At 69.9% G+C, this 24,924-nt stretch carries 23 protein-coding genes; 11 read left to right on the top strand and 12 right to left on the bottom strand.

What is annotated here, in order from left to right; genetic code table 11:
• Positions 1–35: 35 nt before the first annotated feature.
• The gene (locus tag DJ019_RS08730; RefSeq protein ID WP_111275636.1) at positions 36–833 is read right to left on the bottom strand and encodes an SDR family NAD(P)-dependent oxidoreductase; all 798 of its coding nucleotides are present in this window, start codon (positions 831–833) and stop codon (positions 36–38) included.
• A 213-nt stretch (positions 834–1,046) separates the two neighbouring features.
• Between DJ019_RS08730 and DJ019_RS08725 the strand changes: the two genes are divergently transcribed.
• The 4 genes from DJ019_RS08725 (at position 1,047) to DJ019_RS08710 (ending at position 5,357) form a co-directional block, all read left to right on the top strand.
• The gene (locus tag DJ019_RS08725; RefSeq protein WP_165843949.1) at positions 1,047–1,580 is read left to right on the top strand and encodes an arsenate reductase/protein-tyrosine-phosphatase family protein; all 534 of its coding nucleotides are present in this window, start codon (positions 1,047–1,049) and stop codon (positions 1,578–1,580) included.
• 90 nt (positions 1,581–1,670) lie between these two features.
• Positions 1,671–3,710 carry an alpha/beta hydrolase family protein gene (locus tag DJ019_RS08720; RefSeq protein WP_111275634.1) on the top strand — a complete coding sequence of 680 codons (2,040 nt, stop codon included), beginning with the start codon at positions 1,671–1,673 and terminating at the stop codon, positions 3,708–3,710.
• An 80-nt stretch (positions 3,711–3,790) separates the two neighbouring features.
• Entirely contained in the window at positions 3,791–4,753 is a 963-nt protein-coding gene (locus DJ019_RS08715) for a DeoR family transcriptional regulator (RefSeq protein WP_111275633.1), read from the top strand.
• 160 nt (positions 4,754–4,913) lie between these two features.
• Positions 4,914–5,357, top strand: coding sequence for a helix-turn-helix domain-containing protein (locus DJ019_RS08710; protein WP_111275632.1), 444 nt, complete (start codon positions 4,914–4,916; stop codon positions 5,355–5,357).
• Positions 5,358–5,374: 17 nt separating this feature from the next.
• Here the strand turns inward: DJ019_RS08710 and DJ019_RS08705 are convergent, their stop codons facing one another.
• The 3 genes from DJ019_RS08705 to DJ019_RS08695 form a co-directional block, all read right to left on the bottom strand.
• Complete coding sequence (locus DJ019_RS08705) at positions 5,375–6,922, bottom strand: class I adenylate-forming enzyme family protein (RefSeq protein WP_111275631.1); 1,548 nt, start codon at positions 6,920–6,922, stop codon at positions 5,375–5,377.
• Between the two features lie 23 nt (positions 6,923–6,945).
• Entirely contained in the window at positions 6,946–8,433 is a 1,488-nt protein-coding gene (locus DJ019_RS08700) for an MFS transporter (RefSeq protein ID WP_111275630.1), read from the bottom strand.
• Between the two features lie 138 nt (positions 8,434–8,571).
• Positions 8,572–9,804 (bottom strand): TetR/AcrR family transcriptional regulator, encoded by a 1,233-nt coding sequence (locus DJ019_RS08695; protein ID WP_165843948.1) that lies wholly within the window; start codon positions 9,802–9,804, stop codon positions 8,572–8,574.
• 122 nt (positions 9,805–9,926) lie between these two features.
• On the opposite strand from DJ019_RS08695, the gene DJ019_RS08690 reads away from it, so the two are divergent.
• A complete protein-coding gene (locus tag DJ019_RS08690) occupies positions 9,927–11,099 on the top strand; it encodes a CaiB/BaiF CoA transferase family protein (protein ID WP_240606421.1) in 1,173 nt (390 codons plus the stop codon).
• A 185-nt stretch (positions 11,100–11,284) separates the two neighbouring features.
• Here the strand turns inward: DJ019_RS08690 and upp are convergent, their stop codons facing one another.
• The 3 genes from upp to DJ019_RS08675 are packed head-to-tail and all read right to left on the bottom strand — an operon-like array spanning position 11,285 to position 14,344.
• Positions 11,285–11,914 carry a uracil phosphoribosyltransferase gene (gene upp, locus DJ019_RS08685; protein ID WP_111275628.1) on the bottom strand — a complete coding sequence of 210 codons (630 nt, stop codon included), beginning with the start codon at positions 11,912–11,914 and terminating at the stop codon, positions 11,285–11,287.
• A gap of 10 nt (positions 11,915–11,924) precedes the next feature.
• Positions 11,925–13,088 carry a DUF1688 family protein gene (locus DJ019_RS08680; protein WP_111275627.1) on the bottom strand — a complete coding sequence of 388 codons (1,164 nt, stop codon included), beginning with the start codon at positions 13,086–13,088 and terminating at the stop codon, positions 11,925–11,927.
• On the bottom strand, positions 13,088–14,344 hold the full coding sequence (locus DJ019_RS08675; RefSeq protein ID WP_111275626.1) for a GTP cyclohydrolase II: 1,257 nt from the start codon (positions 14,342–14,344) through the stop codon (positions 13,088–13,090). Before DJ019_RS08675 ends, DJ019_RS08680 begins: the two co-directional genes overlap by 1 nt.
• Positions 14,345–14,523: 179 nt before the next feature.
• Between DJ019_RS08675 and DJ019_RS08670 the strand changes: the two genes are divergently transcribed.
• Both DJ019_RS08670 and DJ019_RS08665 read left to right on the top strand, forming a co-directional pair.
• Positions 14,524–14,910 (top strand): nuclear transport factor 2 family protein, encoded by a 387-nt coding sequence (locus DJ019_RS08670; protein ID WP_111275625.1) that lies wholly within the window; start codon positions 14,524–14,526, stop codon positions 14,908–14,910.
• Positions 14,911–15,007: 97 nt separating this feature from the next.
• The gene (locus tag DJ019_RS08665; RefSeq protein WP_165843947.1) at positions 15,008–15,661 is read left to right on the top strand and encodes an urease accessory protein UreF; all 654 of its coding nucleotides are present in this window, start codon (positions 15,008–15,010) and stop codon (positions 15,659–15,661) included.
• A gap of 17 nt (positions 15,662–15,678) precedes the next feature.
• On the opposite strand, the gene DJ019_RS08660 is transcribed toward DJ019_RS08665, so the two are convergent.
• From DJ019_RS08660 to DJ019_RS08650, 3 genes are all read right to left on the bottom strand, one after another.
• Complete coding sequence (locus DJ019_RS08660; protein WP_111275623.1) at positions 15,679–16,638, bottom strand: glycosyltransferase; 960 nt, start codon at positions 16,636–16,638, stop codon at positions 15,679–15,681.
• 68 nt (positions 16,639–16,706) lie between these two features.
• Positions 16,707–17,693 carry a glycosyltransferase gene (locus DJ019_RS08655; protein WP_111275622.1) on the bottom strand — a complete coding sequence of 329 codons (987 nt, stop codon included), beginning with the start codon at positions 17,691–17,693 and terminating at the stop codon, positions 16,707–16,709.
• Positions 17,690–18,499, bottom strand: a complete 810-nt coding sequence (locus DJ019_RS08650; RefSeq protein ID WP_165843946.1) for a dienelactone hydrolase family protein — start codon at positions 18,497–18,499, stop codon at positions 17,690–17,692. The genes DJ019_RS08655 and DJ019_RS08650 overlap by 4 nt, the downstream gene beginning before the upstream one ends.
• Positions 18,500–18,668: 169 nt before the next feature.
• Between DJ019_RS08650 and guaD the strand changes: the two genes are divergently transcribed.
• The 3 genes from guaD to DJ019_RS08635 are packed head-to-tail and all read left to right on the top strand — an operon-like array spanning position 18,669 to position 22,378.
• Entirely contained in the window at positions 18,669–19,985 is a 1,317-nt protein-coding gene (gene guaD / locus DJ019_RS08645; RefSeq protein WP_111275620.1) for a guanine deaminase, read from the top strand.
• A gap of 33 nt (positions 19,986–20,018) precedes the next feature.
• Positions 20,019–21,053 carry a purine-nucleoside phosphorylase gene (locus DJ019_RS08640; protein WP_240606420.1) on the top strand — a complete coding sequence of 345 codons (1,035 nt, stop codon included), beginning with the start codon at positions 20,019–20,021 and terminating at the stop codon, positions 21,051–21,053.
• A complete protein-coding gene (locus DJ019_RS08635) occupies positions 21,050–22,378 on the top strand; it encodes an NCS2 family permease (protein WP_111275618.1) in 1,329 nt (442 codons plus the stop codon). Before DJ019_RS08640 ends, DJ019_RS08635 begins: the two co-directional genes overlap by 4 nt.
• Here the strand turns inward: DJ019_RS08635 and DJ019_RS08630 are convergent.
• Entirely contained in the window at positions 22,375–23,844 is a 1,470-nt protein-coding gene (locus tag DJ019_RS08630; RefSeq protein WP_165843945.1) for an adenosine deaminase family protein, read from the bottom strand. The two genes, DJ019_RS08635 and DJ019_RS08630, sit on opposite strands and share 4 nt — an antisense overlap.
• Before the next feature lie 78 nt (positions 23,845–23,922).
• Between DJ019_RS08630 and DJ019_RS08625 the strand changes: the two genes are divergently transcribed.
• Positions 23,923–24,339: a cupin domain-containing protein gene (locus DJ019_RS08625; protein ID WP_111275616.1), complete on the top strand. Its 417-nt coding sequence runs from the start codon at positions 23,923–23,925 to the stop codon at positions 24,337–24,339.
• On the opposite strand, the gene DJ019_RS08620 is transcribed toward DJ019_RS08625, so the two are convergent.
• A complete protein-coding gene (locus DJ019_RS08620) occupies positions 24,332–24,874 on the bottom strand; it encodes a Pycsar system effector family protein (protein ID WP_111275615.1) in 543 nt (180 codons plus the stop codon). The two genes, DJ019_RS08625 and DJ019_RS08620, sit on opposite strands and share 8 nt — an antisense overlap.
• Positions 24,875–24,924: the final 50 nt, after the last annotated feature.

Genomic DNA, 24,924 nt, shown 5'->3' with positions numbered 1-24,924 from the left:
CCCCTCGCCCATCGGCCAGCCCCGGTCCGCCCGCGTCAGAGCGCGAACGAGAAGCCGCCGTTCACCGGGTAGACCTGCCCCGTGATCCAGCTCGAGGCGTCCGAGGCCAGGAACTGCACCATGTTGGCGATGTCGTCCGGCTGCCCGGGACGACGGATGATGTATTTTTCCAGCGTCCGCTTCAGGCGCTCGGGGTCGCCCTCCAGGGTCCGGCGCACCGCCGGGGTGGCCGTCAGCGCGATCGCCACCGAGTTCGCGGTGATCCCGTAGCGGCCCAGCGACCGCGCCACCGAACGCATGAAGCCCGCCGCGCCGGCCTTGGCGCCGGCATAGATCTCCAGGCCCGCGTCCCCCCAGCGGCTGGCGTCAGAGATCACGGTGATGATCCGGCCCGGCGCCTGGCGCTGCAGCATCCCGGGGATCACCGCTGCGGTGCAGTTCATCACGCCGTAGAGATTGACGCCGATGAAGCTGTTCCAGACCTCGGGGCTGGTCTCCCAGAACGGCTTGCCCAGCTCGGGCGAGGGATTGGCGCCGGAGTTGCCCGCGTTGTTGACCAGGATGCCGACGACGCCCAGGTCGGCGGCCGCCTTGGCGACCATTTCCTTGACCGCGGCGTGGTCAGACACGTCGCACTGCAGGGCGATCGCCTTGCCACCCGCGGCGCGAATCTCCTCGGCCACCGCCTCCGCCCGCTCCAGCACATAGTCGTTCACGACCACGCCGCCGCTGTTCTTGGCGTCCGCCAGCTGCAGGGCGACCTGCCGCCCCACGCCCTGCCCTGCGCCCGTCACCAGGGCGACCCGCCCGCCCAGATCGAGGATGTCGCTCATGTGGGTTCCCTCCGTATCGTTGTTGCCCGCCGTTTCGCGGCTGACGCAGCCTAAGCGGGCTGACGTGGGGGACGCCGATAGCCGCCAGTGGAAGTCGAACGAACAGGCGCCGCGCAGTCAGGCCAGCGTGAAACCTGGGCTCGCGCCACAACGAACCCGCCCACCGGCGGAATGGGCTGGACCCGCCACCCCGCGCCAACGAGGCTCCTCGCCATGCTCAACCGTCGTCATCTGCTCATGGGGCTGTCCGCAGTGGCTGCCCCCCTCCCCTGCTGGGCCGCCGAGCCCGTGAAGATCGCATTTGTCGACACCGGCAACACCGGGCGCGGCCTGATGGCGGAAGTCCTGGCGAGGGCCGAGGCGGCGAGGCGCAGTCTGCCCGTCGCGCTGATCTCACGCGGACTGAACCCCGATCCCTTCGATGAAAGGGCGGAAGCCAACGCCAAGATCCTGTTGATGAATCGAGGAATCGACGTGGCCGGCCATCGTGCGCGCCATCTCGAGCCCGGCGACATCGTCCACGCCGACCTCATTCTCACGATGACGACCGATCATGTGGCAGGCGTACGGGCCCTGGCGCCATATGCAGCCACCAAGACCTTCACGCTCGCGAGCTACGCGATCGGCGCCGACGAACAGATTCCTGACGCCTGGGGCAAACCCATGGCCGCCTACGAAGCCGTCATCGCGCAGCTGGATCGCCTCATACCGCTGGCGTTGACCAAGGCGACAGCCGGTCGGACCTGAGAGGGCGCAGCGACCCGGCATCCCGCTGGCTAGACAAAGCTCCGCCGCGCCCCTCATCTGCGCGCGAAGGTAGAATTCGGAGAGTGCGGCATGCGTCTGGCGACGATGGCGATGGTTATGGCGCTTGCGGGCGGGCTGCCCGCGACCGCTCAGGTTTCCGAAGCGCCCACCAAGGTGTTTAGCGCCCGCGACCTGTTCGGGCTCGCCCAGGCGTCGGATCCCCAGGTGCGCCCGGACGGCGGGAGCATCGCCTACGTGCGCGCCGCCAATGACATCATGACCGACCGCGCCCAGCGCTCGATCTGGCTGGTCGACGCCAAGACGGGGGCCCAGACCCCGCTGGAAGCCGGCGAGGCCAACTACCTGGCGCCGCGCTGGTCCCCCGACGGCTCGCGTCTAGCCTACATCGCCGCCGGCCCGGGCGGGGCGCAGCTCTACGTCCGCTGGATGGCCACGGGCCGTTCGGCGCGGGTCGCGACCCTGGAGCAGGCGCCCAACGACATCGCCTGGTCACCCGACGGCAAGACCCTGGCCTTCACCATGCTGGTCGGGGACGAGGGACGCCCGCTGGGCGCGCCGATCCGCAGGCCGGAAGGCGCCAAGTGGGCCGAGCCGCTGAAGGTGATCGACAAGATCACCTACCGCGCCGACGGCGAGGGATTCCTGAAGCCGGGCTACCGCCACCTGTTCACGGTCTCGGCCGACGGCGGCCAGCCGCGCCAGCTTACCTTCGGCAAGTTCGACAACGGCGGGCCGATCAGCTTCGCCCGGGACGGCCGGTCGGTGCTTTTCGCCACCAACCGGGCCGAGACCTGGGAGCGCGACGCGCAGGAGTCCGAGATCTACGCCGTGTCTCTGGCGGACGGCGCCCTGACGCGCCTGACCAACCGCGTGGGGCCCGACGTGAACCCGGTGGTCTCGCCCGATGGCGGCAAGATCGCCTACCTCGGCTTCGACGACGCCCGGCGGCGCGGCTACGAGAACGTGCGCCTCCATGTGATGGACCGCGACGGGAAGAACGCCCGCGTCCTCACCGCCGACCTGGACCGCAGCGTCGCCGACCCGCAGTGGTCGGCGGACGGGCGCCACCTCTACGTCTCGGTCGAGGACGACGGCCAGACCAAGGTCGCCCGCGTCGGCCTGGACGGTAAGGTCGAGATGCTGTTCTCCGGCCTCGGCGGCGGCGGCCTGGACAGACCGTACACCGGCGGCCAGTTCTCGGTGGGTCGCGGCGGCCTGATCGCCTTCACCGACGGCGTACCCAACCGGCCGGCGGACCTGGCGGTCTGGAGCGGCGGCAAGACGCGCACTCTGACCGATCTCAATGCCGGCCTGCTCGCCGGCAAGGCGATGTCTCGGGTCGAGGCGCTGCCGGTGACGTCCAGCCACGACAAGAAGCCCATCGGCGCCTGGATCGCCTATCCGCCGAATTTCGACCCGGCGAAGAAGTATCCGCTGATCCTGGAGATCCACGGCGGCCCGTTCGCCGCCTATGGCCCGTTCTTTTCGACCGACGTCCAGCTCTATGCGGCCGCTGGCTATGTGGTGGTCTATTCCAACCCGCGCGGCTCCACGTCCTACGGCGAGGCCTTCGCCAACGAGATCGACCGTAACTATCCCAGCCACGACTACGACGATCTGATGAGCGTCGTGGACGCGGCCGTGGCCAAGGGCTTCGTCGACGACAAGCGGCTCTATGTGACCGGCGGTTCGGGCGGCGGCGCCCTGACGGCCTGGATCGTCGGCAAGACCGATCGATTCCGCGCCGCGGCGACCCAGAAGCCGGTGATCAACTGGACCAGCCAGGTGCTGACCACCGACGGCTACACCTTCATGGCCAGCTACTGGTTCGGGAAGATGCCGTGGGAAGACCCGCAAGGGTACTGGGCCCGGTCGCCGCTCAGCCTGGTCGGCAATGTGAAAACCCCGACCCTGGTGGTGGTCGGCGAGAACGATGACCGCACCCCGCCCTCCGAGGCCGATCAGTATTTCGCGGCGCTCCAACTGCGCGGCGTGCCGACGGCCCTGGTCCGTGTTCCGGGCGCCAGCCATGGCGGCATCGCCGCGCGGCCGTCCCAGTCGGCATCGAAAGCGGCCGCGATCCTGGCGTGGTTCGAGCGCTACCGTTGACGTGGCGAGAGGGGCGCCCAGACTCGCGGAAACGTGGTTAAGCTGCCTGGAACGCTCAAGTTTCGAGGGTGAGACCGCTGATGTCAGGACCCGTCTCGCACTCGACGATCCGGGTGGCGGCGCGCCTGGCCATCGGCTTCACCCTCGACCTCGTCAAGATGCTCGGCTTCGGACGGGACGTGGTCGACGGCCTGCTGATCACCGCCATCAGCCAGGCGAATGTCGCCCAGATCAGCCGTAGCCGCGAGCTGCAACTTGCCTACGCCACCCTGGACCAAGCGCCGCCGGACGAGCTGCGTCGGCCGGTCAGCGTCAGCGCCACGGCCAATTCGCTTCGCCTGCCTTTCGAGACCACGCGCCGACGGGTGGCCTCGCTCGCCGAGCTCGGCGCGATCCGAACCACGCCGCGCGGCGTCATCATCCCGACGGCCCCGCTGAGCTCCCCATTCTATCGCTTCGTCGCCGAGGGGCACTACAACCTGGTCCGCGCCCTCTACTTCCGCCTTCGCGCCATCGGCATGTTCGAGGACCTGCCGCGTGCGGCTGTCCCGGCCTTCGATCCGGAGACCCCGCCGGTCCGTCTCGTGGTGCGAATGTCTTCGGACTATGTGCTGCGGTTGGCGGAGACCATCGGCGCCCACATCGGCGATGTCGTCACCGGGGTGATCCTGCTGGATCTGTTCCACGCGAACACCGAGCACCTCTCCGACAATGAGGGGGGAGCGGCGGACGCCGAGTGGACTGAGCAAGGCTTTGTTCCGGACGATCAGCGCCGGGCCGTTCGCACCGCCGCCATCGCCCAGCGCCTCGGCATCGCGCCGGAGACCGTGAGACGCCACATGCAGCGTCTGGCCAAGCAGGACCTATGCGAACGAAAGGAGGACGGATACATCGTCTCCGCCCGCATCCTGGCGCGCCCGGGCATCGTCCAGTTCATGCTGGACAATCAGTCGCACATGCACCGGCTGTTCGCCTCACTCGCTGATTTTGGGGTGCTTTCCGAGTGGGAACGGGAGGTCCAGGCCCTGCGCGGCGCGGCCTGACCGAAACGAGAACGCGCCACACCCCCAAAATGGGTATGCGCAGGTTTCCCAGAGGCCCCACCTTACCTCAACCTGTGGACGTACCTCGGGGGAGGTACAGGTGCGGGGGCTGTTCCATCCGGGGGGGTGGCGCGGTCCCCGCTTCACCTGGTTAGGGGCTATGACGAAGCTGTTAGACCGAGAGATTACCGGCGTACCGTACAACGGTGACGCCGAGACCGCCCGGGGCGAAGGCCCCCATCCCGTCGATCGCCACGTGGGCCTGCGGATCCGCATGCGCCGCAAGGAAATGGGGGTCAGCCAGGAACGCCTCGCCGAAGCGCTGGGGATCACGTTCCAGCAGGTCCAGAAGTACGAACGCGGCGCCAATCGGGTCAGCGCCTCCAAGCTCTGGGAGATCGCCGCGGCCCTGAAAACGCCGGTGGCCTACTTCTACGACGGCCTCGGCGACCAAGAGGCGCTGTCGGCCCAGCGCGACGCGGCCCAGGACTTTCTGTGCTCCAGCGAAGGCATCGAGCTGGTGCAGGCCTTCCCCCGCATCAGCGAGCCGTCCATCCGCCGCAAGATCGTGGAACTCGTCCGCGTCTGCGCCGACGAAATCTGAACTCTGGCCCGGCCGGCTCAGGCGCCGGCCGGCGTCCTGTACCCGTCGCGCAGCTCACGCTTCAGCACCTTGCCGATATGGCTGCGCGGCAAGGACTCGACGATCTGCACATCGGCCAGCCGCTGGGTCTTGCCGACCCGGCCATTGACGAAGGCCTTGATCTCTTCGGCCGTGGCCGGAACGCCCGCCTTCAGCGCCACGAACGCCACCGGCGTCTCGCCCCAGGCCTGTGACGGCACGCCGACCACGGCGGCTTCCACCACGGCAGGATGCTGCGCCAGCTCGGCTTCCAGGTCGCTCGGATAGATGTTGAAACCGCCCGAGATGATCATGTCCTTCTTGCGGTCCATGAGCGTGAGGAACCCGTCCTCGTCGAAGCGGCCCACGTCGCCCGTCCGGATGTAGCGAAGACCCTCCGGGCTGTACCACTCGGCCTCGGACGTCTTGCCCGGCTGATTGTGGTAGCCGACCATCATTGCGCCTGAGCGGCCCACCACTTCGCCGATCTCGCCCTGGGCGACTTCCTTGCCGTCCTCGCCGATCAGCCGGATGTCGTGGCCCGGCAGCGGCGTGCCCACGGTGTGCAGCTTGTCGGGATGCAGGTGCGCCTGCAGGTAGCAGGAACCGCCGCCCTCGGTCATGCCGTAGAACTCGGTCAGTCCGCCCGGCCAGCGGTCCAGCACCTGCCGCTTGAGCTCGGCCGAGAAGGGCGCCGAGGTGGCGAACTTCATCTGGTACGAGGAGAGGTCGTAGCGGTCGAACTCCGGATACTCCATCAGCCGCCGGTACTGCACCGGCACCAGCATGGCGTGGGTGGCGCGGTGCTTTTCGGACAGCTCCAGGAACTGCTTCACGTCGAACTTGGGCATCAGCACGGCGGCGCCGCCGTTCGACAGCGTCGGCAGGAACGAGACCAGCGTCGTGTTGGAGTAGAGGGGCGTCGAGATCATCGTCACGGCGTCGGCCGGATAGACGCCGCGCCGGACCTGCCCCCAGCGCATCCGATGCGGCTGGACGATCCCCTTCGGCGCGCCCGTGGTGCCCGACGAGTAGATGATGTTGAAGCCCTGGTCGGGATCGACCTCGTGCAGTTGCGGCTTCGCGCCCTCGGGCGCCAGCCACCGCTCGAGCGGCGCGCCGGCGTCCGAGCCGTCGAGCGACACGCGGATGGCCTCCACCTCGTCCATCACCCCCGCCATGTGCTGGGCGAGCTGTGCGTCGAGGAAGAAGACCTTGGCGCCCGAGTCCTTGAGCTGGATCACCAGGCTCTCAGGCGTCGACGACGGCGCCAGCGGCGCCACGATCGCGGCCGCACGCAGGATGCCGAGGAACACGGCCGCATACTCCACCGACGTCGTCGCGCAGATGGCCACCACCTCGGCCTTGCCGACGCCGTCCCGCTGCAGAGCCGCCGCGACGCGATCCATTAGGGCGTCCAGCTCGCCGTAGGTGAGCGTGCGCCGCGCATCGACCAGCGCCGGCTTGCCCGCCTGCTCGACCGCGTGGGCGCGGATGACGTCGGCCAGGGTTCCAAAATCCTGGGAAAGCAGCTCTTCGGCGGTCACTAAGGATACTCCTGAACGATCGGTCAGCTCAGCCGGCCGATGGACGAAGCCGGCTCGCCCTCCTGCGCCAGGTCCGCGGCGGCGGCAAGCTTGCGCAGCGTCTCCATGTGGCTCTTGCGCGTGATCCCGTAGCCGAGCAGCAGGATCGTCGCGACGCCGTAGAGCGCGACCTGGGTCGGCACGTACACGAGCCCCAGCGCCCGGACCGTCGCCTCAGGCACCTCGCCTGGCCTTGCGCCAGTCGGGAAATTGATGGCCGCGACGATCAGGCCCGAGGCGAAGATCCCCAGGCCGGACACCGACTTGTTGATGAAGGCGACCGCGGCGAAGAACAGCCCCTCCTGGCGCCGCCCCGTCTGCAGCTCGGAATCCTCGACCACGTCGGCGATCATCGAGGAGAAGAGGATGTTGGCGACGATACCGATCCCGACGGCGAAGATGTTGGTCGCGAAGATGACCCCGAAGATCAGCGGGCTGTCGTTGGCCGGGAAAGCGCCCAGGAGCCTCAGCACGATCGGCCCGATGGCCACCAGCAGCGCCGCGGGAATCAGGATCATGGCCGCCGGCTTCTTGTCGAAGCGTTTGGCCACCTGCGGCGCGACCAGGAAGGCCAGGATGGCCGCGGTCAGGCTGGAGAAGGTGAAGGCGGCGATCTCGGCCGACGTGAACTCCCAGAAGTAGGTCGAGAAGTAGAGATTGATCGCAAAGCCCAGCCCGATCCCCGCATAGAGGAAGAAGCTGGACGCCAGGATCATGAGGAAGTTCCGGTTCGACAGCGTGCCGACCATCTCGCGGGCCAGGCGGCCAAAGGTGAGGTGCTCGCTCGGCGGCTCACGCAAGTGAGGGATCTGGCGGTGTGTCCCGATGGCCGACACCAGGATCGCCAGCAGCATGAGGCCCCCTGCGAAGAGCCCGTAGTTGGCGTAGCCCTCGGGGTTCAACTGGCCGACCGGATACTGCTCGGTCGGCCGCAGGAAGACGGCAAGCGCCAGGCCGTACATGGCAAGGCCTCCCATCCACGCGAACAGGTAGCGATAGGAGAGCAGCCGGGTGCGCTCGTCGTACTCGGTGGTCAGCTCCGCCGCGAGCGCCGCCGACGGGATCTCGTAGCAGCTGATGAAGGATCGGATCAGGATCGCGGTCGACATCAGGTAGGCGATCAGCGCCCCGTCCTCCCAGCCTTTCGGTGGGTTCCAGAGCAGAAGGTACGATACCGCCACCGGGATCGCCGCCGCATACATGAAGGGATGCCGCCGGCCCCACTTCGAGCGTGTGTTGTCCGACAATTGGCCGATGATCGGGTCGATGAAGGCGTCGAGGATCAGCGCCCCGGCGATGGCCAGGCCCACGGTCCCGGCGGGCAGGCCCATGACCTGGGCATAGAAGAAGGCCAGAAAGTACGAGAAGCCGTTGTCCTTCACCCCGAAGGCCACCGAGCCGAAGCCATAGAAGAACCGGGTCGGGAAATTCAGGCGGCGCGCGGTGCTCGGCGCCGGGGCGTCGGTGGACAAAGTCTTCCTCCGGGGATGCGGCTAAGCCGTCGTTGTGGCGGAACCTGCGTGACCAGCCACTCCCCGTCAATGCGTTTGAGCGCCCGGTACTTCCGGGATCGCGTAAAGTGCGCCGCGATTTTGAGCGAATAGTACGGCTCAGCTCGCAGCCGGCGAACAAAGCCCTTCGAACAGGGGGCGCACGTAGTGCGCGACCACCGCCTGCGGCGCGACACCTGGCGTCCAATAGTGCAGCTCGGCCGCCGCATTGATGGCCGCGGTGATGATCTGCGCGGCGATGTTCACGTCCACCGGGGCGACGGAGCCGTCGGCGATCCCGTCGCAAAGGATCGATGCAAAGCGGTACGACAGGCGGTCGAAGCGCTGCATCAGACCGGCGCGCAGGGCTTCCGGCACCGCCGTCAGGGCCGACGTGCGCAGGAGCGGAGCCTCCCCGCTCACCTGATGCTCGATCAGGGCGGCGACCGCGCTGACGAGTACTTCGAGTCCGGAGCCACCGGCCTGTTCCGCCGCGTGGATCGCGCGCCACATGATCTCGAACGTGCGCTCGAAACACGCCAGGACCAGCTCATCCTTGGTCTGGTTGTGGTGGTAGAAGGCGCCCTTGCTGACGTTGAGCCGCGCCGAGATCTTCTCCACCGACGCGCCGTGGTAGCCCTCCTCGTTGATGAGGCCCGTGGCGGCGCGGAGGAAGGGCTCCGATGCGACCGGCTCCCCCGCGGCGGCAAGCGGTAGCGGCCGCGGTTGTGGCCAGGCGGCGTCGCGGCTGGCGACCCCGCGGGCCAGGATGCGCGCCATCCGATCGGCGGACCGGGCGTAGTCCGCGACCTCGGCCTGATGCAGCCAGGCCGGGATCCAGAACACCTCGCTCAGCAGCATGTGTGCGCGGGCGTTGGCGTGCGGCCGGGACAGCGCCGGATCCAGCAGCGACCTGAACCGGCGGAACATGCCGATGTAGGCCTCGTTGACCACTGGCGCGTTCAGCGCGCGGACGTCGTTGAAGACCGGGAGCCGATCGGCCTCGCCTGCCTGGACGCGGCGCGCGTAGTCGAACCAGCCGGCGAGAAAGGCGCTCAGCCGCCCTTCGGCCGAGGCCTCGCCGCTCGCGCTGTCGATCAGCGCCTCGTAGGACTGGATCCCCTTCAGGAACGCCGCGGCGGCCAGTTCTTCCTTGTTGCGGAAGTAGTAGATGACCCCCGTCGGCACGAGGTCGAGCCGCGCGGCCACGTCGCCCAGGGTCATGCCACGCACACCCTTGCGGTTCATCTCCTCTACGGCGGAACTGACGATGGCGCTGCGCCGGGCCTCATAGCGGCGGGTGGGCGCGCGCCGCCCGCTCGATCCGCCTTCCGCGCCGTCGTCGAGTGTCATGGCCATACCGCTGTATCTAACCGACTTTTTGTGCGCCCTCCACGGGGCCTGCCGCGACGTCACTCTGTTGTCCTGGCGCGCGGCGCGCGATTAGCTGGCGCAAAAGCGTACGGGAGGCCGGAATGTTGCTCGAGGGATTGAAGGTGGTGGAGATGGCCACGTGGGTCGCCGGGCCCAGCGCCGCCGCCGTGCTGGCCGACTGGGGCGCCGACGTGATCAAGGTTGAGAGCCCGCTCGGCGACGCCACCCGGGTCTATTTCCCGGACACACCCGAAAACCCGGGCAATCCGATTTTCACCAACGAGAACCGCGGCAAGAAGGGTGTGGTCCTCGACATCAGCAGGCCGGAAGGGCGCCATGCGCTGAAGGCGCTGCTGCGCGACGCGGACATCTTCGTCACCAACGTCCGCCCCGGATCGATGAAGCGCCTCGGCCTCGACTATGACAGCCTGAAGGTCGAATTCCCCAAGCTCATCTACTCCGCCGTCACCGGCTACGGCCTCGTCGGCCCCGAAGCCGATACGCCGGCCTTCGACATGACCGCCTTCTGGACCCGCTCGGGCGTGGCCCACGCCACCATCCCACCGGACCAGGAGCCGTTCGCCTCCCGCCCGGGCTTCGGTGACCATGTCACCGCCCTGGCCACCGTCTCGGCGATCCTCGCCGCGCTGCACGAGCGGCATTCGACGGGCAAGGGGCGCCTGGTGGAGACCAGTCTGCTCCGCGCCGGCGCCTATGCCATCAGTTGGGACCTGGCGATCCAGCTTCGCCTCGGCCACGTGGTCACCGCCCAGCCGCGCGACGAGCGGCCTGGGCCGATCTCGGGCTTCTTCCGGACCAAGGACGACCGCTGGCTGCTGCTGCTGCCGCGGACGAACGACTGCTTCACCCAGCTCATGATCGCGCTGGACCGTCCCGAACTGTTGGCCGAGCCGCGCTACGAGTGGCCCATCGAGGACATGGACACGGTGCGCGAAGTTCGCGCCCTGGTCGACGAGGCCTTCGCCCAGATGACTCTGGCCGAAGTGGGCGAGCGGCTGACCGCCGGTGACCTGGCCTGGGCGCCCATGGGCACGCTGGCCGAGCTGGCGGAGGCGGACTATGCGAAGGACGCCGGCTGCTTCGAAATGGTCGACGACGGCTGGGGCACGCCCTACCGCCTGCCCGCCTCGCCGGCCCGCTTCCCCGAAGGTGCGCCCCCGGTCACCCGCCCCGCGCCGAAGCTCGGCGAGCACACGCGCGAGGTGCTGGAGGCGGCCGGCCTGACGCCCGACGAGATCGCCGCGGTGCTCTAGAGACAAGAGCGGCCGCGCAGGTTGACCGCGCGGCCGCAAGGCGAGGAAGGAGAACGCCCCGAGAGGGCTGACCCACTGTTCGCCCTCACCGACGCAGCGGCAATCGACCTGCGACCAGCCGCACGAACTTGCCGACGAACGCCCAGACCTGAGGCATGTCCGCCCCAGGGCGCCCGGTTTCGCGGCTATCGCGTGCCGTACATGCGGTCCCCGGCATCACCCAGGCCCGGCAGGATGTAGCCGTGGTCGTTCAGCCGTTCGTCGATGGCCGCGGTCCAGACGTGGACGTCGGGGTGATGGCCGTGGAACTTGGACAGCCCCTCGGGCGAGGCCAGGAGGCAGGCCAGCCGGACCGACTTCGCCCCCGCCTCGCGCAGCCGGTCGACGGCGGCGATGGCGGTGTTGCCCGTGGCCAGCATGGGGTCGACCACCACCACGGCCCGTTCGGCGAGGTCGGCGGGAGCCTTGAAGTAGTATTCCACGCAGTGAAGCGTGGCCGGGTCTCGATAGAGCCCGATGTGGGCGACGCGCGCCGCCGGGACCAGCTCCAGCATCCCCTCCAGCATTCCGAGGCCAGACCGCAGGATGGGCGCGAACACGAGCTTCTTCCCCGCGAGCATCGGCGCCTGCATGGTGGCAAGCGGGGTTTCGATCTCCACCTGCTCCAGCGGCAGGTCGCGGGTGACCTCGTAGCAGACCAGCGAGGCGATCTCGCGCAGCAGCTCCCGGAAGCTCTTGGTGGAGGTGTCCCTCTTCCGCATCAGGGTCAGCTTGTGCTGCACCAGCGGATGGTCGACGACGGTGACGCCCTGCATCTGAACTCCCCTAGAATACCGTGCCGTCCGAGATGACGGCGAGGGGCGGACCGCCGTCCGCCCGGAGTTGTCTCGCGATCCGCCGGCCCGCGGCCCAGGTTCCGCCTTCCAGCACCCGGGCCAGGGGGAAGTCGCGCTTCGACACCCCAAGCCGCTCGCGCACCATCGGCGCCAACTCGTCCAGCAGGGCCACGGTCAGCGAGCGCCAGGCCACCACAGTGGGACTGTCCACGGGATGCCGGATGCGCGTGTCGTCGGGATTCCGAAGGACGATCACACCCGTATCCACGAACAGGCCGCCGTTGCGGTATTCGGCGAGACCGGTGAGACCGTCGAGGTCGACGATCTTCAGGCCCGCGGCTTCCAGCGGCTCGATGAGGGAATAGGCCATCCACTGGGACAGCTTGTGCAGCGGCACGAAGCCGTCGATCGACGGATGGCGCCAGCAGTCGCCGAGCGGGCGGCCGTCGAGACTGAGCCGGCCGGGCCAGATGGGGCCAAGCGTCTGCAGCAGCACTTCGAGGATGGTCGGCGCGGCGAGGTAGTCCCGCTTGGCGCGCGCCTTGATGAGGTCGAACAGGTCGCCTGGGCGCTCGACGACCGATCCCAGCCGTCGCAGCAGGGCGGCGCGTCCCTCCAGGCCCGCCAGGAGATTGTCATCGCACACCTGGAAAGCGTCAGCGATCATCGCCGCGTCGACGCGGCCCAAGGCGTCCGACCGCAGCGGGTCGGCCGGGTCGGACGAGAACGCGCCGGACTGGAAGAGCCGGAACGAGGCGACGCCCAGCCCCTCGGACCGGGCGAGCTCCACGCCGGTCTCGGGATCGCGGTAGCGCCAGCCCGGGCCGGAGCCAGCGTCCAGCAGGACCGAGGGGATCACCAGGTCGAAGGCGGCCCGGGCCCGGGCCTGGGCGTCGCCCGGGGTTTCGAGTCCGGCCCAGAGGTCGCGGCCGCCCACGACGAAGTGGCGCCAGCGGGCGTGAAACGGCACGTTCAGGTCGGGATAGTTGGCCCGGACCGTGTCGGCCACCAGATCGGCGGCGGCGTGCATCCGGTCCGGTTGGACACTCCATTCCGGCAGCTGCCAGTCGAGGGCGAGCCGCAGCATCTGGCGCGCGGTCTCGCGCACGGCCCCGGCGGTGAGGAGCCAATCGGCATCGGAGGCGGCCGTCATCAGAATTCCTTCAGGTCCCGGCCGACGACCTTCTTCAGGTCGGCCTCGCTGGGCGCGCCCTCGGGTGTGAAGTAGCCGGCGGCCTTCTTGGCCTCCATCTCGACGCTGGCGTCGGGCGGGACCAGATCGGCCGGGATCGGCACGCGCTCGCCGATCTCGACGCCGCCCGCCACCAGGGCGTCGTACTTCATGTTGGACATGGAGACGAACCGGTCGATCCGCCGGATCCCCAGCCAGTGGATCACGTCGGGCATGAGCTGCTGGAAGCGGGCGTCCTGCACCCCGGCCACGCACTCGGTGCGCTCGAAGTAGGTCGCCGCCTGGTCGCCGCCGGGCTGCCGCTTGCGGGCGTTGTAGACGAGGAACTTGGTCACCTCGCCCAGGGCCCGTCCCTCCTTGCGGTTGTAGACGATCAGTCCCGTCCCGCCGGCCTGCGCTTGGCGCGTCGCCTCCTCGATCCCGTGGGTCAGGTAGGGCCGGCAGGTGCAGATGTCGGAGCCGAACACGTCCGAGCCGTTGCACTCGTCGTGGACGCGGCAGGTCAGCGGGACCGACCGGTCGCCCAGCTTGGTCGCATCGCCGAAGATGTAGAGCGTGATCCCCCCGATCGGCGGCAGGAAGACGTGCATGTCGGGCCGGGTCACCAGCTCGGGGTACATGCCGCCGGTCTGCTCGAAGAGCGTCCGGCGCAGCGTCTGCTCATCCACCCCGAACCGCGCGGCGACACCCGGCAGATGCCAGACCGGGTCGATGGCGGCCTTGGTCACCGCCACGTCGCCGGTGTCGTGCAGCACCTGGCCGTCAGGCTTCAGCCGGCCGGCGCGGATCGCCGCGTGGATCTCGGGCAGGTCGATGCGCGCCTTGGTCACGGCGATGGTGGGTCGGATGTCCACGCCCTCGGCGATCTCGGCGGCGAAGTCCTCGGCGATGCGCGCGCCCCAGGGATCGAGCGAGACGATCCGGCCAGCCTCGCTCCACTGCGGGTGCGGGCCGATGGGGACGACCGGATGGGTGTTGACCAACTCGGGCCGCACCATCGGGTCCATGGCGCCGGACGCCACCGCGAGCGCGCGATAGACCGAATAGGCGCCGCCGTGCGCGCCGATGGCGTTGCGGTCGGACCCCGCGTTGGCGGTGGCGACGACGGGCCCCCGCTCGCGCGCCGTGGGCGCGTCCCACTGGATCGGAAAGCGGCTCGCCGCGCCCGCGCCGGGGTGCGATGTGAGCCGGATATGCGACGTCCTGTTGCCGGACATGGATCGGCAGGCCTCCAGAGTCGAAAAGGCCCCGCGCGGGCTCGCCGGCGCAGGGCCTTTGAGATCGAAGAGTGATCCTGGCGCGCGGAGTTGGCAACAATTCCTGAAACAGCCCCTGCCGGACGGCTTGACGCCCGGCCTTCAGGGACGGCCCATGCAGCGAAGACTGGGGGAGAACCATGGAAAGCCACATCAAGGACCTGGAAGAGGTCCGCAGCCTGATCCAGCTCTACATCGACGGCGCGAACGGCGACGTCGGCAAGCTCAAGCAGGCCTTTCATCCGGACGCCCGGATGATGGGCCACATCGGGCCGATGGAGACCTACATCCCCATCACCGACTTCTTCGCGATGATCGAGAAGCAGCCGGGAATGGCCGGGCCGAACTACCAGACCTACGTGCGCAGCATCGACCTGGCCGGCGACGCCGGCGTCGCGGTGCTGGTCGAGACCGACTACATGGGCTGCGACTTCGTCGACTACTTCTCGGTCGCGAAGGTCGGCGGCCGCTGGCAGATCACCAACAAGACCTATGCCCACACCGGAGGCCAGCCCCCCGGCGCGTGAGGAAGGCAGCCTAAAAAACAGGCGCCCGGCCTCGATCGGTCCGCGCCCGCCAAGGTTGTCTGGACACCCCACGGGACCGCCTCAGGCTCGTCCCGTGATGCCCACCGAAGCCCGCCTCCTGCGTCTGCTCACCTGGCTGTCGCCGGCCGTTCCCGGCGGGTCGTCCGGCCCTGCCCGCGACCTCGAAGCGGCGATCCGTGCGGCCGAGGTGCGGGACGCAGAGAACCTCTCGGCCTGGATCGGCATCGTGCTGGAGCGTGGGGCCTGGAACGACGCGGTGCTGTTCAAGGCGGCCTGGATCGCCGCGACAGCCGAGGACGCCACCGCCCTCGACGATATTTCGGACCTGGCCGCCGCCCTCGCCCCGGACGCCGAGCGCCGCCGCGAAATGCTGAGCCAGGGCAAGGCCTTCCTGGAGGCGGTGTCGGCCTGGAGTCCGCCGCCGCTGGCCGAGGCGGCCTATCCCGTCGCGCTCGGCGCCACGGCCGGCGCCGCCGGAGTGCCCCTCGAACCCGCCCTGACCGCCTGGCTTCACGCCTTCGCCAGCCATCTGGTGGATGTGGCGGCACGGAGCCTTCCCCTGGACCGGTCGGACGCGGTTTCGGTGATCGCCGGACTGGAGCCCGTCCTGCTGCGCCTCGTCGCCCGAGCGGCCGCCTCGGCCCTGGACGACCTCGACCGCGAGCCAACTCGCGCCGGAGTTGTGCGCAGCCACCCGGAGGCTCCGGATGGGCGGCTGTTCATCGGCTGAGGCGCAAGAGCCGCCCCCTAATCCAGCGGGCCGTCCTTGATCCGCACTTCGGGGGCGAGGCGCATCCAGGTTTCCTCGAGGGCCTCGCGGAAGCGGGCGTAGGACCATTGGCGGGCGGTGGCCTGGGCGGCTTCGCGGTAGCGGGCCAGGGGCGGGCCGCCGGTCAGGACGAGGTCTGCGGCGCGGGCCAGGGCGTCGACGGCGGCCTCGCAGTCGTCTTCCGGCACCCAGAACCCGTTGGCCGCGGTGGCGTACTCCCGGCCGCCGATGCCGGTGAAGCCGGCGCAGACGCAGCCGCTGGCCATGGCCTCCAGCGTCGCCATGCCGACCGACTCGAAGCGGCTGAGGCTGAGGTAGATCTCGGACGCGGCGAGGACCCCGGCCACCTCCGGCTCGCGCAGGTCCGCCACCTCCCGCCAGGGGCGGCCGGCGTGCCGCGGATAGAGCCGCTTGAAGTAGGCCGAGATCACCTTGGGCTCCAGGGCCCGCTTCTTCGGCACATAGGCGATGGCGGGCGTCCGCTCGGACGCGGGGCCGAACAGACGCTCGTCGGCGAAACAGGGGACCAGCTCGACCTCGGCCGTCGGGAAGGCCCGGCCGACCACGCCGGCCAGGATGCGGCCGACGGCCATGAACCGGGGCGTTTCCGCGAATGCGGCCAGCGCCTCCACCGCGAAGGCGCTGAAGATGTACTGGTTCTGGGTGAAGACCACCGTGCGGGACGGGTCGCGCCGCATCGCCTGGCCCAGGGCGTTGGAGGCGTCCTCCGGGATCACCAGGATGTCGCCGCGCAGCACGGGAAAGGCGCGGTGGACCGGCGCCCGGTGATCCAGCCACTCGGGCATCACCGCCTCGGGCGTGGTGGCGAACACCGCGTCGAAGCCCAGGTCGCGCAGGGTCTCCACGTGGCGCAGGATCATCTTCATGCCGCCCTGGATGCGGCCGGTCGGGAAGCCGTAGTAGACGATCCGGGGCATGGCGGGCGGCGACGGTCCTGAGGCTGATCCCGGCTATGCCATGATCCGCGCGGCCTTGCGAAGGCGGGTCAGTCGAGGGGGCCGTCCTTCAGGCGCGCGCCGGGCGCGAGCCGCATCCAGGTCTCCTCCAGCGCGTCCCGGAACCGGGCATAGGACCATGCCCTCGCCGTCTCCTCGCCGGCCTCGCGCAGCCGGCGGAGCGGCGGGCCACCCGCCAGGACCACATCTGCCGCCCGGGCCAGGGCGTCGGCGCCGGCCTCGCAGTCGTCGTCGGGGGCCCAGAAGCCGTTGGCAGGGGTGGCGTAGTCCTGCCCGCCGACCCCCGTGAACCCGGCGCAGACACAGCCGCTGGCCATGGCCTCCAGGGTCGACATGCCGACGGACTCGAAGCGGCTGAGGCTCAGATAGAGCTCGGCCCCCGCCAGCGCCTCCGCGACCTCGGCCTCGGGCTTGCCGTCGATCTCAAGCCAGGGGCGGCCCGCGTGGCGGGCGTGAAGTTTGCGCAGGAGGCCCCGGATGATCTTGGGTTCCAGGCCGCGCTTCTTGGGCATGTAGGCGATGGCCGGCGACTTCTCCGCCGCCGGGCGAAACAGGCGATCGTCCGCGAAGCAGGGGACCACCTCGACCGGGGCGTGGGGATAGAGCCGCCCGATCGTGGCCGCCTGCCCCTGCCCCACCGCCATGAACGTCGGCGATCGTGACGCCGGGAAGCGGTCCAGGGCGTCAAGTGCGAAGGCGGCCAGGATGAACTGGTTCTGGCAGAAGATGACGACCGGGTGGTCCAGCCCCGCCACGGTCGCGATCGAGTTCACCGCATCCTCGGGCAGGACCACAACATCGCCGCGCCGGATCGGCGTCGAATATTCGACCGGGACGTGGTGGGAGAGCCAGGTCGGCAGGGTCGTCGCCTTGGTCGTCCAGTAGATGGCGTTGAACCCCAGGTCCCGGAGGGTTTCGACGTGGCGAAGGATCATCTTCTGCCCGCCCTGAATCTTGGCGTTCGGGAAGGCGTAGTAGACGATCCTGTTGGCGGCCGCGGGCGACGGAGCCGTCATGCGCCGACGCTCGCGAACGCCTCACCGAAGACCTGGACGACGCGGTCGCGCGCCGCCCGGGCGGCATCCGGATCGAACTCGAACCGCACCGCCCCGCCCTTGCCGTTGTGGGCGTAGGGGTCGTGGATGGTCTTGGCCGGCATGTCCCGGTCGAAGGCATGGGTCGCGCCCGGATGGACGACCAGTTCCACGTGCGCGCGGTCGGCGGGCGCAAGGCCGGCGAGGAACGCCTCGCAGACCTCGGGCGTGTCGTAGGCGTCGGCGCCGCCGGCATGGATGAGAACCGGCGCGCCCGTGAGGTCGCGGAGTTCGTGCCCCGGGGCGCGATTGTAGCTCCACAGCACCGGGTAGAAGGCCGCATGCGCCACGAACCAGGTTCCCGGCTCGGCGTGAGCGTCGGCATAGCGGCGGGTGGCCGACAGGACGCTGACCACGCCGCCCCAGGAGAACCCCATGATGGCGATGCGGGCGGGATCCACCTCGGGCTGGCGCGTCAGGAAGGCCAGGGCGGCGAACGCGTCCGGCAGGGTCTCGGGCACGGTCTTCGGGCGGCCCGGCGCGCCCCTCACCGTCCCGCGGGCGGACCACATGTCGAGCTCCAGCGTGGCGAACCCCGCGGCCTGCAACGCCTGGGCATGGAAGCGCCCCCGGGCGTCGACGCCGTCCGAGCCGTGGCAGATCACCACCGCGGGGACGCGGGGCGGGGCGGCTCCATCGGCCGCCGCAGGAACGTCCATACGCGCGGCGACCGTCAGGGGTCGCTCGGCCCGGGTCTCGAAGGCGACGTAACAGGTGCGGAAATCCATGGACTCGGAGCCTTGAGGGGAGCGGCGGATATCCTGAAGGCGCCCGGGCGGCGTCGCAACCGGCCGGCGCGGTTGCATTTCCGTCGAAGCGCGGGGATTCTGGGCCGCCGACGCGCGGAGGCGCCTTGCTCGGCCTTGCCCTCAACTCTTCCTGCCTGGCCGCCCCCGAATGAGCCGCAAAGCCTATCGCGCCGGCCTGCTGCATGCCCTGGACGATCCCTCGCGCGCCGGTCCGGACGCGATCGCCTATCATCCCGATGGGCTGCTCGTGGTCGAGGACGGGCATGTGGCGGCGTTCGGCGCCTATGCCGACGTCGCGCCCGCGCTGAAGGATGCGCCGGTGGAGCACCTGCCCGGGCGGCTGATCGCGCCGGGGTTCGTGGACGCCCACGTCCACTATCCGCAGGTCGACGTCATCGCGGCCTGGGGCGCCCAGCTCCTCGACTGGCTCCAGGCCCACACCTTCCCGACCGAGCAGGCGTTCGCGGATCGCGGCCATGCCGACGCGGTGGCGCAGGTGTTCCTCGACCAGCTCCTGGCCAACGGCACGACCAGCGCCCTCGCCTTCTGCACGGTGCACAGGACCTCGGCCGAGGCGCTGTTCGAGGCCGCGCTCGCGCGCAACATGCGGCTGATGGCCGGCAAGGTGCTGATGGACCGCAACGCGCCCGAGGGCCTGACCGACACGGTCCGGACGGGCCGCGCCGACACCGAGGCCCTGATCCGCGCGTGGCATGGCCGGGGACGGCTGGGATACGCCGTCACGCCACGCTTCGCGGTGACCTCCAGCGACGCCCAGCTCGCCATGGCGGGGGAAGTCCTAGCGGCTCACCCCGACGTGCTGCTGCACACCCACATGTCGGAGAACGCCGCCGAGATCGCCGAGGTGGGACGGCTGTTCCCGCAGGATCGGGACTACCTGGCGGTCTATGAGCGCCATGGGCTGGTGGGCCGCCGCTCGGTCTTCGCCCACTGCGTCCATTGCGACGAGGAGGCGATGGAGCGACTGGCCAAGGCCGGCGCCTCGGTCGCCTTCTGCCCCTCCTCGAACCTGCTGCTCGGCAGCGGCCTGTTCGGCCTGAAACGCGCCTGCGCCCACGGGATCAACGTGGCGCTCGCCACCGACGTCGGCGGCGGGGGCAGTTTCTCCCTGCTCAACATGATGGGCGAGGCCTACAAGGTGGGCCAGCTCCAGGGCGACAGCCTGGACCCGCTGCATGCCTTCTACCTGGCCACCCTGGCGGGGGCCCGCGCCCTGCACATCGACGGACGGGTGGGCAATCTCGCGCCGGGCAAGGAGGCCGATTTCGTGGTGCTGGACCTTGGCGCCACGCCCCTCCTCGCGCGCAGGACGGCCAGGACGCGCACCCTCGCCGAGATGCTGTTCGTGCTCGCCGTGCTGGCAGATGACCGCCTCGTGGAACGCACCTATCTCATGGGCGCGCTCGCGCATCAGCGGGGGCTTGCGGCGCAGCCGCGGGCCTGACGACTATGCCGCCCACTTCAGCTGGGGGTTCGGGTGCTTCGAGTCATCGCCATCATCGCCTGCCTGCTCGCGCCACTGCCGGCGCTGGCGCAGGACAAACCGATCCCGATCAAGGTGGTGGTGATCGCCGCCTTCGAGATCGGCGCGGAGACGGGCGACACGCCCGGTGAATTCCAGCACTGGGTCGAGCGCTATCCGCTCACCGAGACCGTGAAGATTCCAGGCATCGAACGACCCGCCCGGCTCTCGCCCGATGGCGTGCTGGCGATCACCACCGGGATGTTCGGCCGCGCCCGCGGCTCGATGGCCGCCCTGCTGCTCGACCCGCGCTTCGACTTTTCGAAGAGCTATTTCCTGATGGCCGGCATCGCCGGCGTGGACCCGAAGATCGGCTCGATCGGCAGCGCCGCCTGGTCCGACTGGGTGGTGGACGCCGATCCGCTCTACGAGATCGACGATCGCGAGATCACGCCGGGCTGGCCTTGGGGCCTCTACGCCTTCCACAGCAAGGGCCCCGGCGAGAAGGGCAGCGGCGAAGGCGCCAGCGGCATGGCCTGGCGCCTCGATCCCGGCCTGACCCAGTGGGCCTATCGGCTCACGCGCGACATCGCCCTGCCCGACGGGCCGAAGCTGGCGGCCGAGCGGGCGGGCTACAAGGACGAGCCGGCCGCCCAGCAGCCGCCTCGCGTGTTTGTCGGATCCAGCCTGGCGACCGTGCGCTTCTGGCATGGGCGGCGGCGGACCGATTGGGCCCGCGACTGGGTGCGGCTGCAGACCGACGGCGCCGGCGTGCTGGCCATGACGGACGGCGAAGACCAGGCGGTGCTCGACACCCTGAACCTCTACGCCAAGGAGGGACGGGTCGATCCCCGCCGCGTCCTCGTGCTCAGGACGGCGAGCAACTACTCGTGGCCCGGGGCCGGCAAGCCGATGCGGATCGAGTTCGCAGACGGAGGCTCCGCCGCCGCCTTCGAGGCCGCCTACCGCGTGGGCTCGCCGGTCGTGAAGGCGCTGGTCGCCGGGTGGGACCGCTATGCCGAGACCCTGCCCCAGGCGAGCGCGCCATGAGCTTCCTCGACCGCACGTTCCAGCTCCGCGAGCGCGGGACCAGCGTCCAGACCGAAGTCCTGGCCGGCGCGACCACCTTCCTGACCATGGCCTACATCGTCCTGGTCAACCCCTCGATCCTGGGCGCGGCCGGCATGCCCGCGGCGGGGGTGGCGGCGGCCACGTGCCTGGCGGCCGGGATCGGCTGCCTGCTGATGGGGTTTCTCGCGAACTATCCCATCGCCCTGGCTCCCGGCATGGGCCTGAACGCCTACTTCGCCTTCACCGTGGTGCAGGGCATGGGCGTGCCGTGGCAGACCGCCCTGGGCCTCGTGTTCATCTCCGGCGTGCTGTTCTTCCTGCTGACCCTGGCGGGGGTGCGACAGCTGATCGTCAGCGCCATCCCGCGGGCGCTGTTCTCGGCGATCGCGGCGGGCATAGGCCTGTTCATCGCCTTCATCGGCCTCCGCGGCGCCGGCTTGGTCGCGGACAATCCGGCCACCCTCGTGACCCTGGGCGACGTGAAGGCGCCGACGGTCCAGCTCGCGGTCCTCGGCCTCGCGATCCTGTCGGTGCTGATGGTGCTGAAGGTGCGCGGGGCGATCTTCATCGGCATCGTCGCCACGGCATTGCTCGGCTGGGCGCTCGGCCTCGCCCAATGGTCGCCTCAACCCTACGACGTGGAGGCCATGACCAGCACGGCGTTCCAGCTCGACATCCCGTCGGCCCTGGGGATCGGCGGGCATGGGCTGGGCCTCGCGCTGCTGGAGATCCTGTTCGTCTTCCTGTTCGTCGACCTGTTCGACAACGTCGGCACCCTGGTCGCGGTCTCGAAGAAGGCGGGACTGATGCAGCCTGACGGCACGATCCCGCGCCTCAACCGCATCCTCTTCGCCGACGCAGGGGCGACGGTCGTCGGATCGCTCGCCGGCACCAGCACGGTCGTCAGCTACATCGAGAGCGCCTCGGGCGTCTCGGCCGGCGGACGGACGGGCCTGACCGCCGTGGTCACGGGGTTGCTGTTCCTGGCGGTGATGTTCGTCGCGCCCTGGGCCCAGGTCATTCCGGCCGCCGCCACGGCCCCCGCGCTGATCCTGGTGGGCGGGATGATGATGGGGCCGCTGACCGAGGTGGACTGGGACGACCCGGTCGTGGCGATCCCGGCCTTCCTCACGCTCGTCACCATCCCGCTGACGTTCTCGATCGCCAACGGCCTGGCGTTCGGCGTCATCGCCTATGCGGTGCTGAAGGTCGCCAGCCGGCGGGTGGGCAAGGCCGACTGGCTGCTGTTCGCCCTCGCCGCCCTCTTCGTGGCGCGGTTCGTCTACATGGCGGTCGAAGGCTAGCGGCGCGTCGCCTCGAACTCGCGCAGCAGCCGCTCGTGCCGCCACTGTTCGCGGGCCTTGTCGCTGGCGGCGACGAAGGCGGCGCAGGCGCCCTTGGGCTCCGCCGCGCCGACCTGGCCCGCGCAGGCCTTGACCGGCCTGCGGTAGCGGTTGGGGTCCTCCCAGAGGCCGGGCCCGGACAGGAAGCTGAAGGCGACGCCATTGCGCGCGGCGGTCTTGAGGTCTTCGTAGGTCGCGCCGTTCCGTACCGCGGCCTGGTAGTCGTCGCTGAGCTCTGAGCGGGTGATGCCGGCGTCGTCGGTGGAGAGGCTCACCGGCACCCCTTTCTTGCGCAGCCAGGCATAGGGGTGGTCCTCAGGCTTCACCTCCAGGATCGTCTCGTTCGACAGCAGGTTCACCTCGACCAGCACGCCCTTGGCGGCCATCTCCTCGGCGAGCGCGTCGGCGCCCATTTCCTCGGGCAGGTCGGTCCCGTGGCCGATCCGGCGGGCGCCGGCGACCCGGACGGCGTCGCGGACGTGGTAGCTGAGGTGCTTCGGGTGGGCGATCTTCAGGGTCAGCTCGCCGGCGTGCAGGGCGACCGGAACCTTGCGGCCCCTGTCGGTCAGCTCGGCGATGATCGCCATGTGCAGGTCGTAGTAGCGCGTGGCGTCATAGCTGTCCTCAGGCGCCACGAGTTGCAGCCCCACCCATCGCTTGTCGGCGAGCACGGTGGCGACGCCGAGCTGGAGCTGGGCCATGGTCTGCTCAGGCGGCCCCTGGCGGATCGACTGGAAGAGATAGCGGACCGTCACCCCGCAGCCGGGCCTCGCCTGCGGCGTGCCGCACTTGAGCACCTCTCGGGCGCGAGCCTCGAAACGGTCGGTGTCGGCGATCACCGCGGGGACGAGCTTCTCCAGCCCTGCCTCGGTCAGGGCCGCGCGCGTGGCGGCGATGTCGCCCTTCCAGCCCACGCGGGCGCCAAGGCCCCGCGCCGCCGCGCCCTGGGGCGTGACCATCAGCTCGATGTACCAGGTGTTCTGCCGGGCCAGGGTCTCCATGGCCTCGGCCAGGGCGTCGCCCGCACGCTTCGGCGTCGTGGCCCTGCGGCTGAAGGCGGTGAAGAACTGGTCGTGGCCCGAGCGGTCGCGGAAGCCGGGATGGCGGGTGGTCAGGCTGTCGGTGAGAGCCGAGCGCAGCGCCTCGTCGGCCACGACCTCCGCCGCCGGCTTCATGTTCTCGCCCGCACAGGTGTGCCGGATGGCAAGCTCGGTCATGTCGATGCAGAGCCCGTCCTCGACGGCCCAGTCGATCAGGTCCTCGGTCGGCGTGCTGCCGCCCAGGTGGTTGTGCAGTTCCCCGCCCTTGGGGAACGGCTTCAGGAAGGCCGTGAGTTCGGCGGCGCCCATCTTCGAGAGGTCGGGCGCGGCGGCGGCGGGCGTCGCGATGGCGAGCGCGGCGGCGAGGCTTGCGAGGATTCGTCCCATGCCCGCAGCCCGCCGCACCCGGCGGCTCCGGTCAAGCTCGGGGTGGCGGAACATCGCGGATCGGACTTCACTGCGCCCATGACCGCCGAGCAGATGATCGCGACCCTGGGCCTCGAACCACACCCGGAGGGTGGCTGGTATCGCGAGACCTGGCGCGCGGCCGCGAGCCTGCCCGACGGCCGGGCGACGGCGACGGCGATCCTCTTCCTGCTGGAGGCGGGCGGCCGTTCGCACTGGCACCGCGTCGACGCCGAGGAGGTGTGGATCTTCCAGGCCGGCGCGCCGCTCACGCTCCGGACCGGCTTCGAGGGCGGACCGATCAGCACGACCCGGCTGGGGATCGTCGATGGGAGCCCGCAGCACGTCGTCAGGGCCCATGAGTGGCAATCGGCGGAGGCGGACGGCGGCGGCTGGACGCTGGTGGCCTGCACGGTCTCGCCAGGCTTCCGCTTCGAGGGGTTCGAACTGGCCCCGCCGGGCTGGTCGCCTAACTGAACGCCGCGACGGCGAACGGCGCGATGAAGGTGAGGAAGCTGGCCACGAGACCGGCCAGCAGGATGCGATAGGCGTATCCGAGGTAGCGGTACTTCTTGAACGCGAGCACCCGGCCGTTCTGGTAGATGTCGTGGGCGAAGGCCTCGTAGATCGCCCGCTGGTCCGCCGCCACGCCCGTCAGCATGTTCACGAACTCGGCCTCCGGAAGCTGGGTGAAGGATCCGAAGAACAGCACGTTGGCCGGGCCGCCGGCGCGGGGCGGCGTCTTCACGGAGGGCAGGACGGCCAGGATCGCCAGCAGCGCCGCCATGAACGCCGCGCCGCCGAGGATCAGCAGCGGGGCCGCCATGGCGCTGCCCTCGCGCACCTGGGCGACGGTGATGGTGAAGATCACGAATGTCGCGGCCAGCACCATGTTGGCCTTCTGATCGGCCATCTGGCTCAGCTGGTACTGGACTGTCATCGCGGTGCGCAGCAAGTGAACGCCATCGGGCGTGCTCGCCGGCTTCGTCTCGGCCACGATATCCTTCGCCATTGCCCCTGCCCCTGACGCCAGCCCCGGCGCAGCCCCCCACAGGCCACGAG

This window comes from Phenylobacterium kunshanense (assembly GCF_003254525.1).
In the GTDB taxonomy this organism is placed as follows: domain Bacteria; phylum Pseudomonadota; class Alphaproteobacteria; order Caulobacterales; family Caulobacteraceae; genus Phenylobacterium; species Phenylobacterium kunshanense.
Note: the sequence above shows the minus strand (reverse complement) of the source record. Positions and strands in the feature narration are given on the sequence as shown.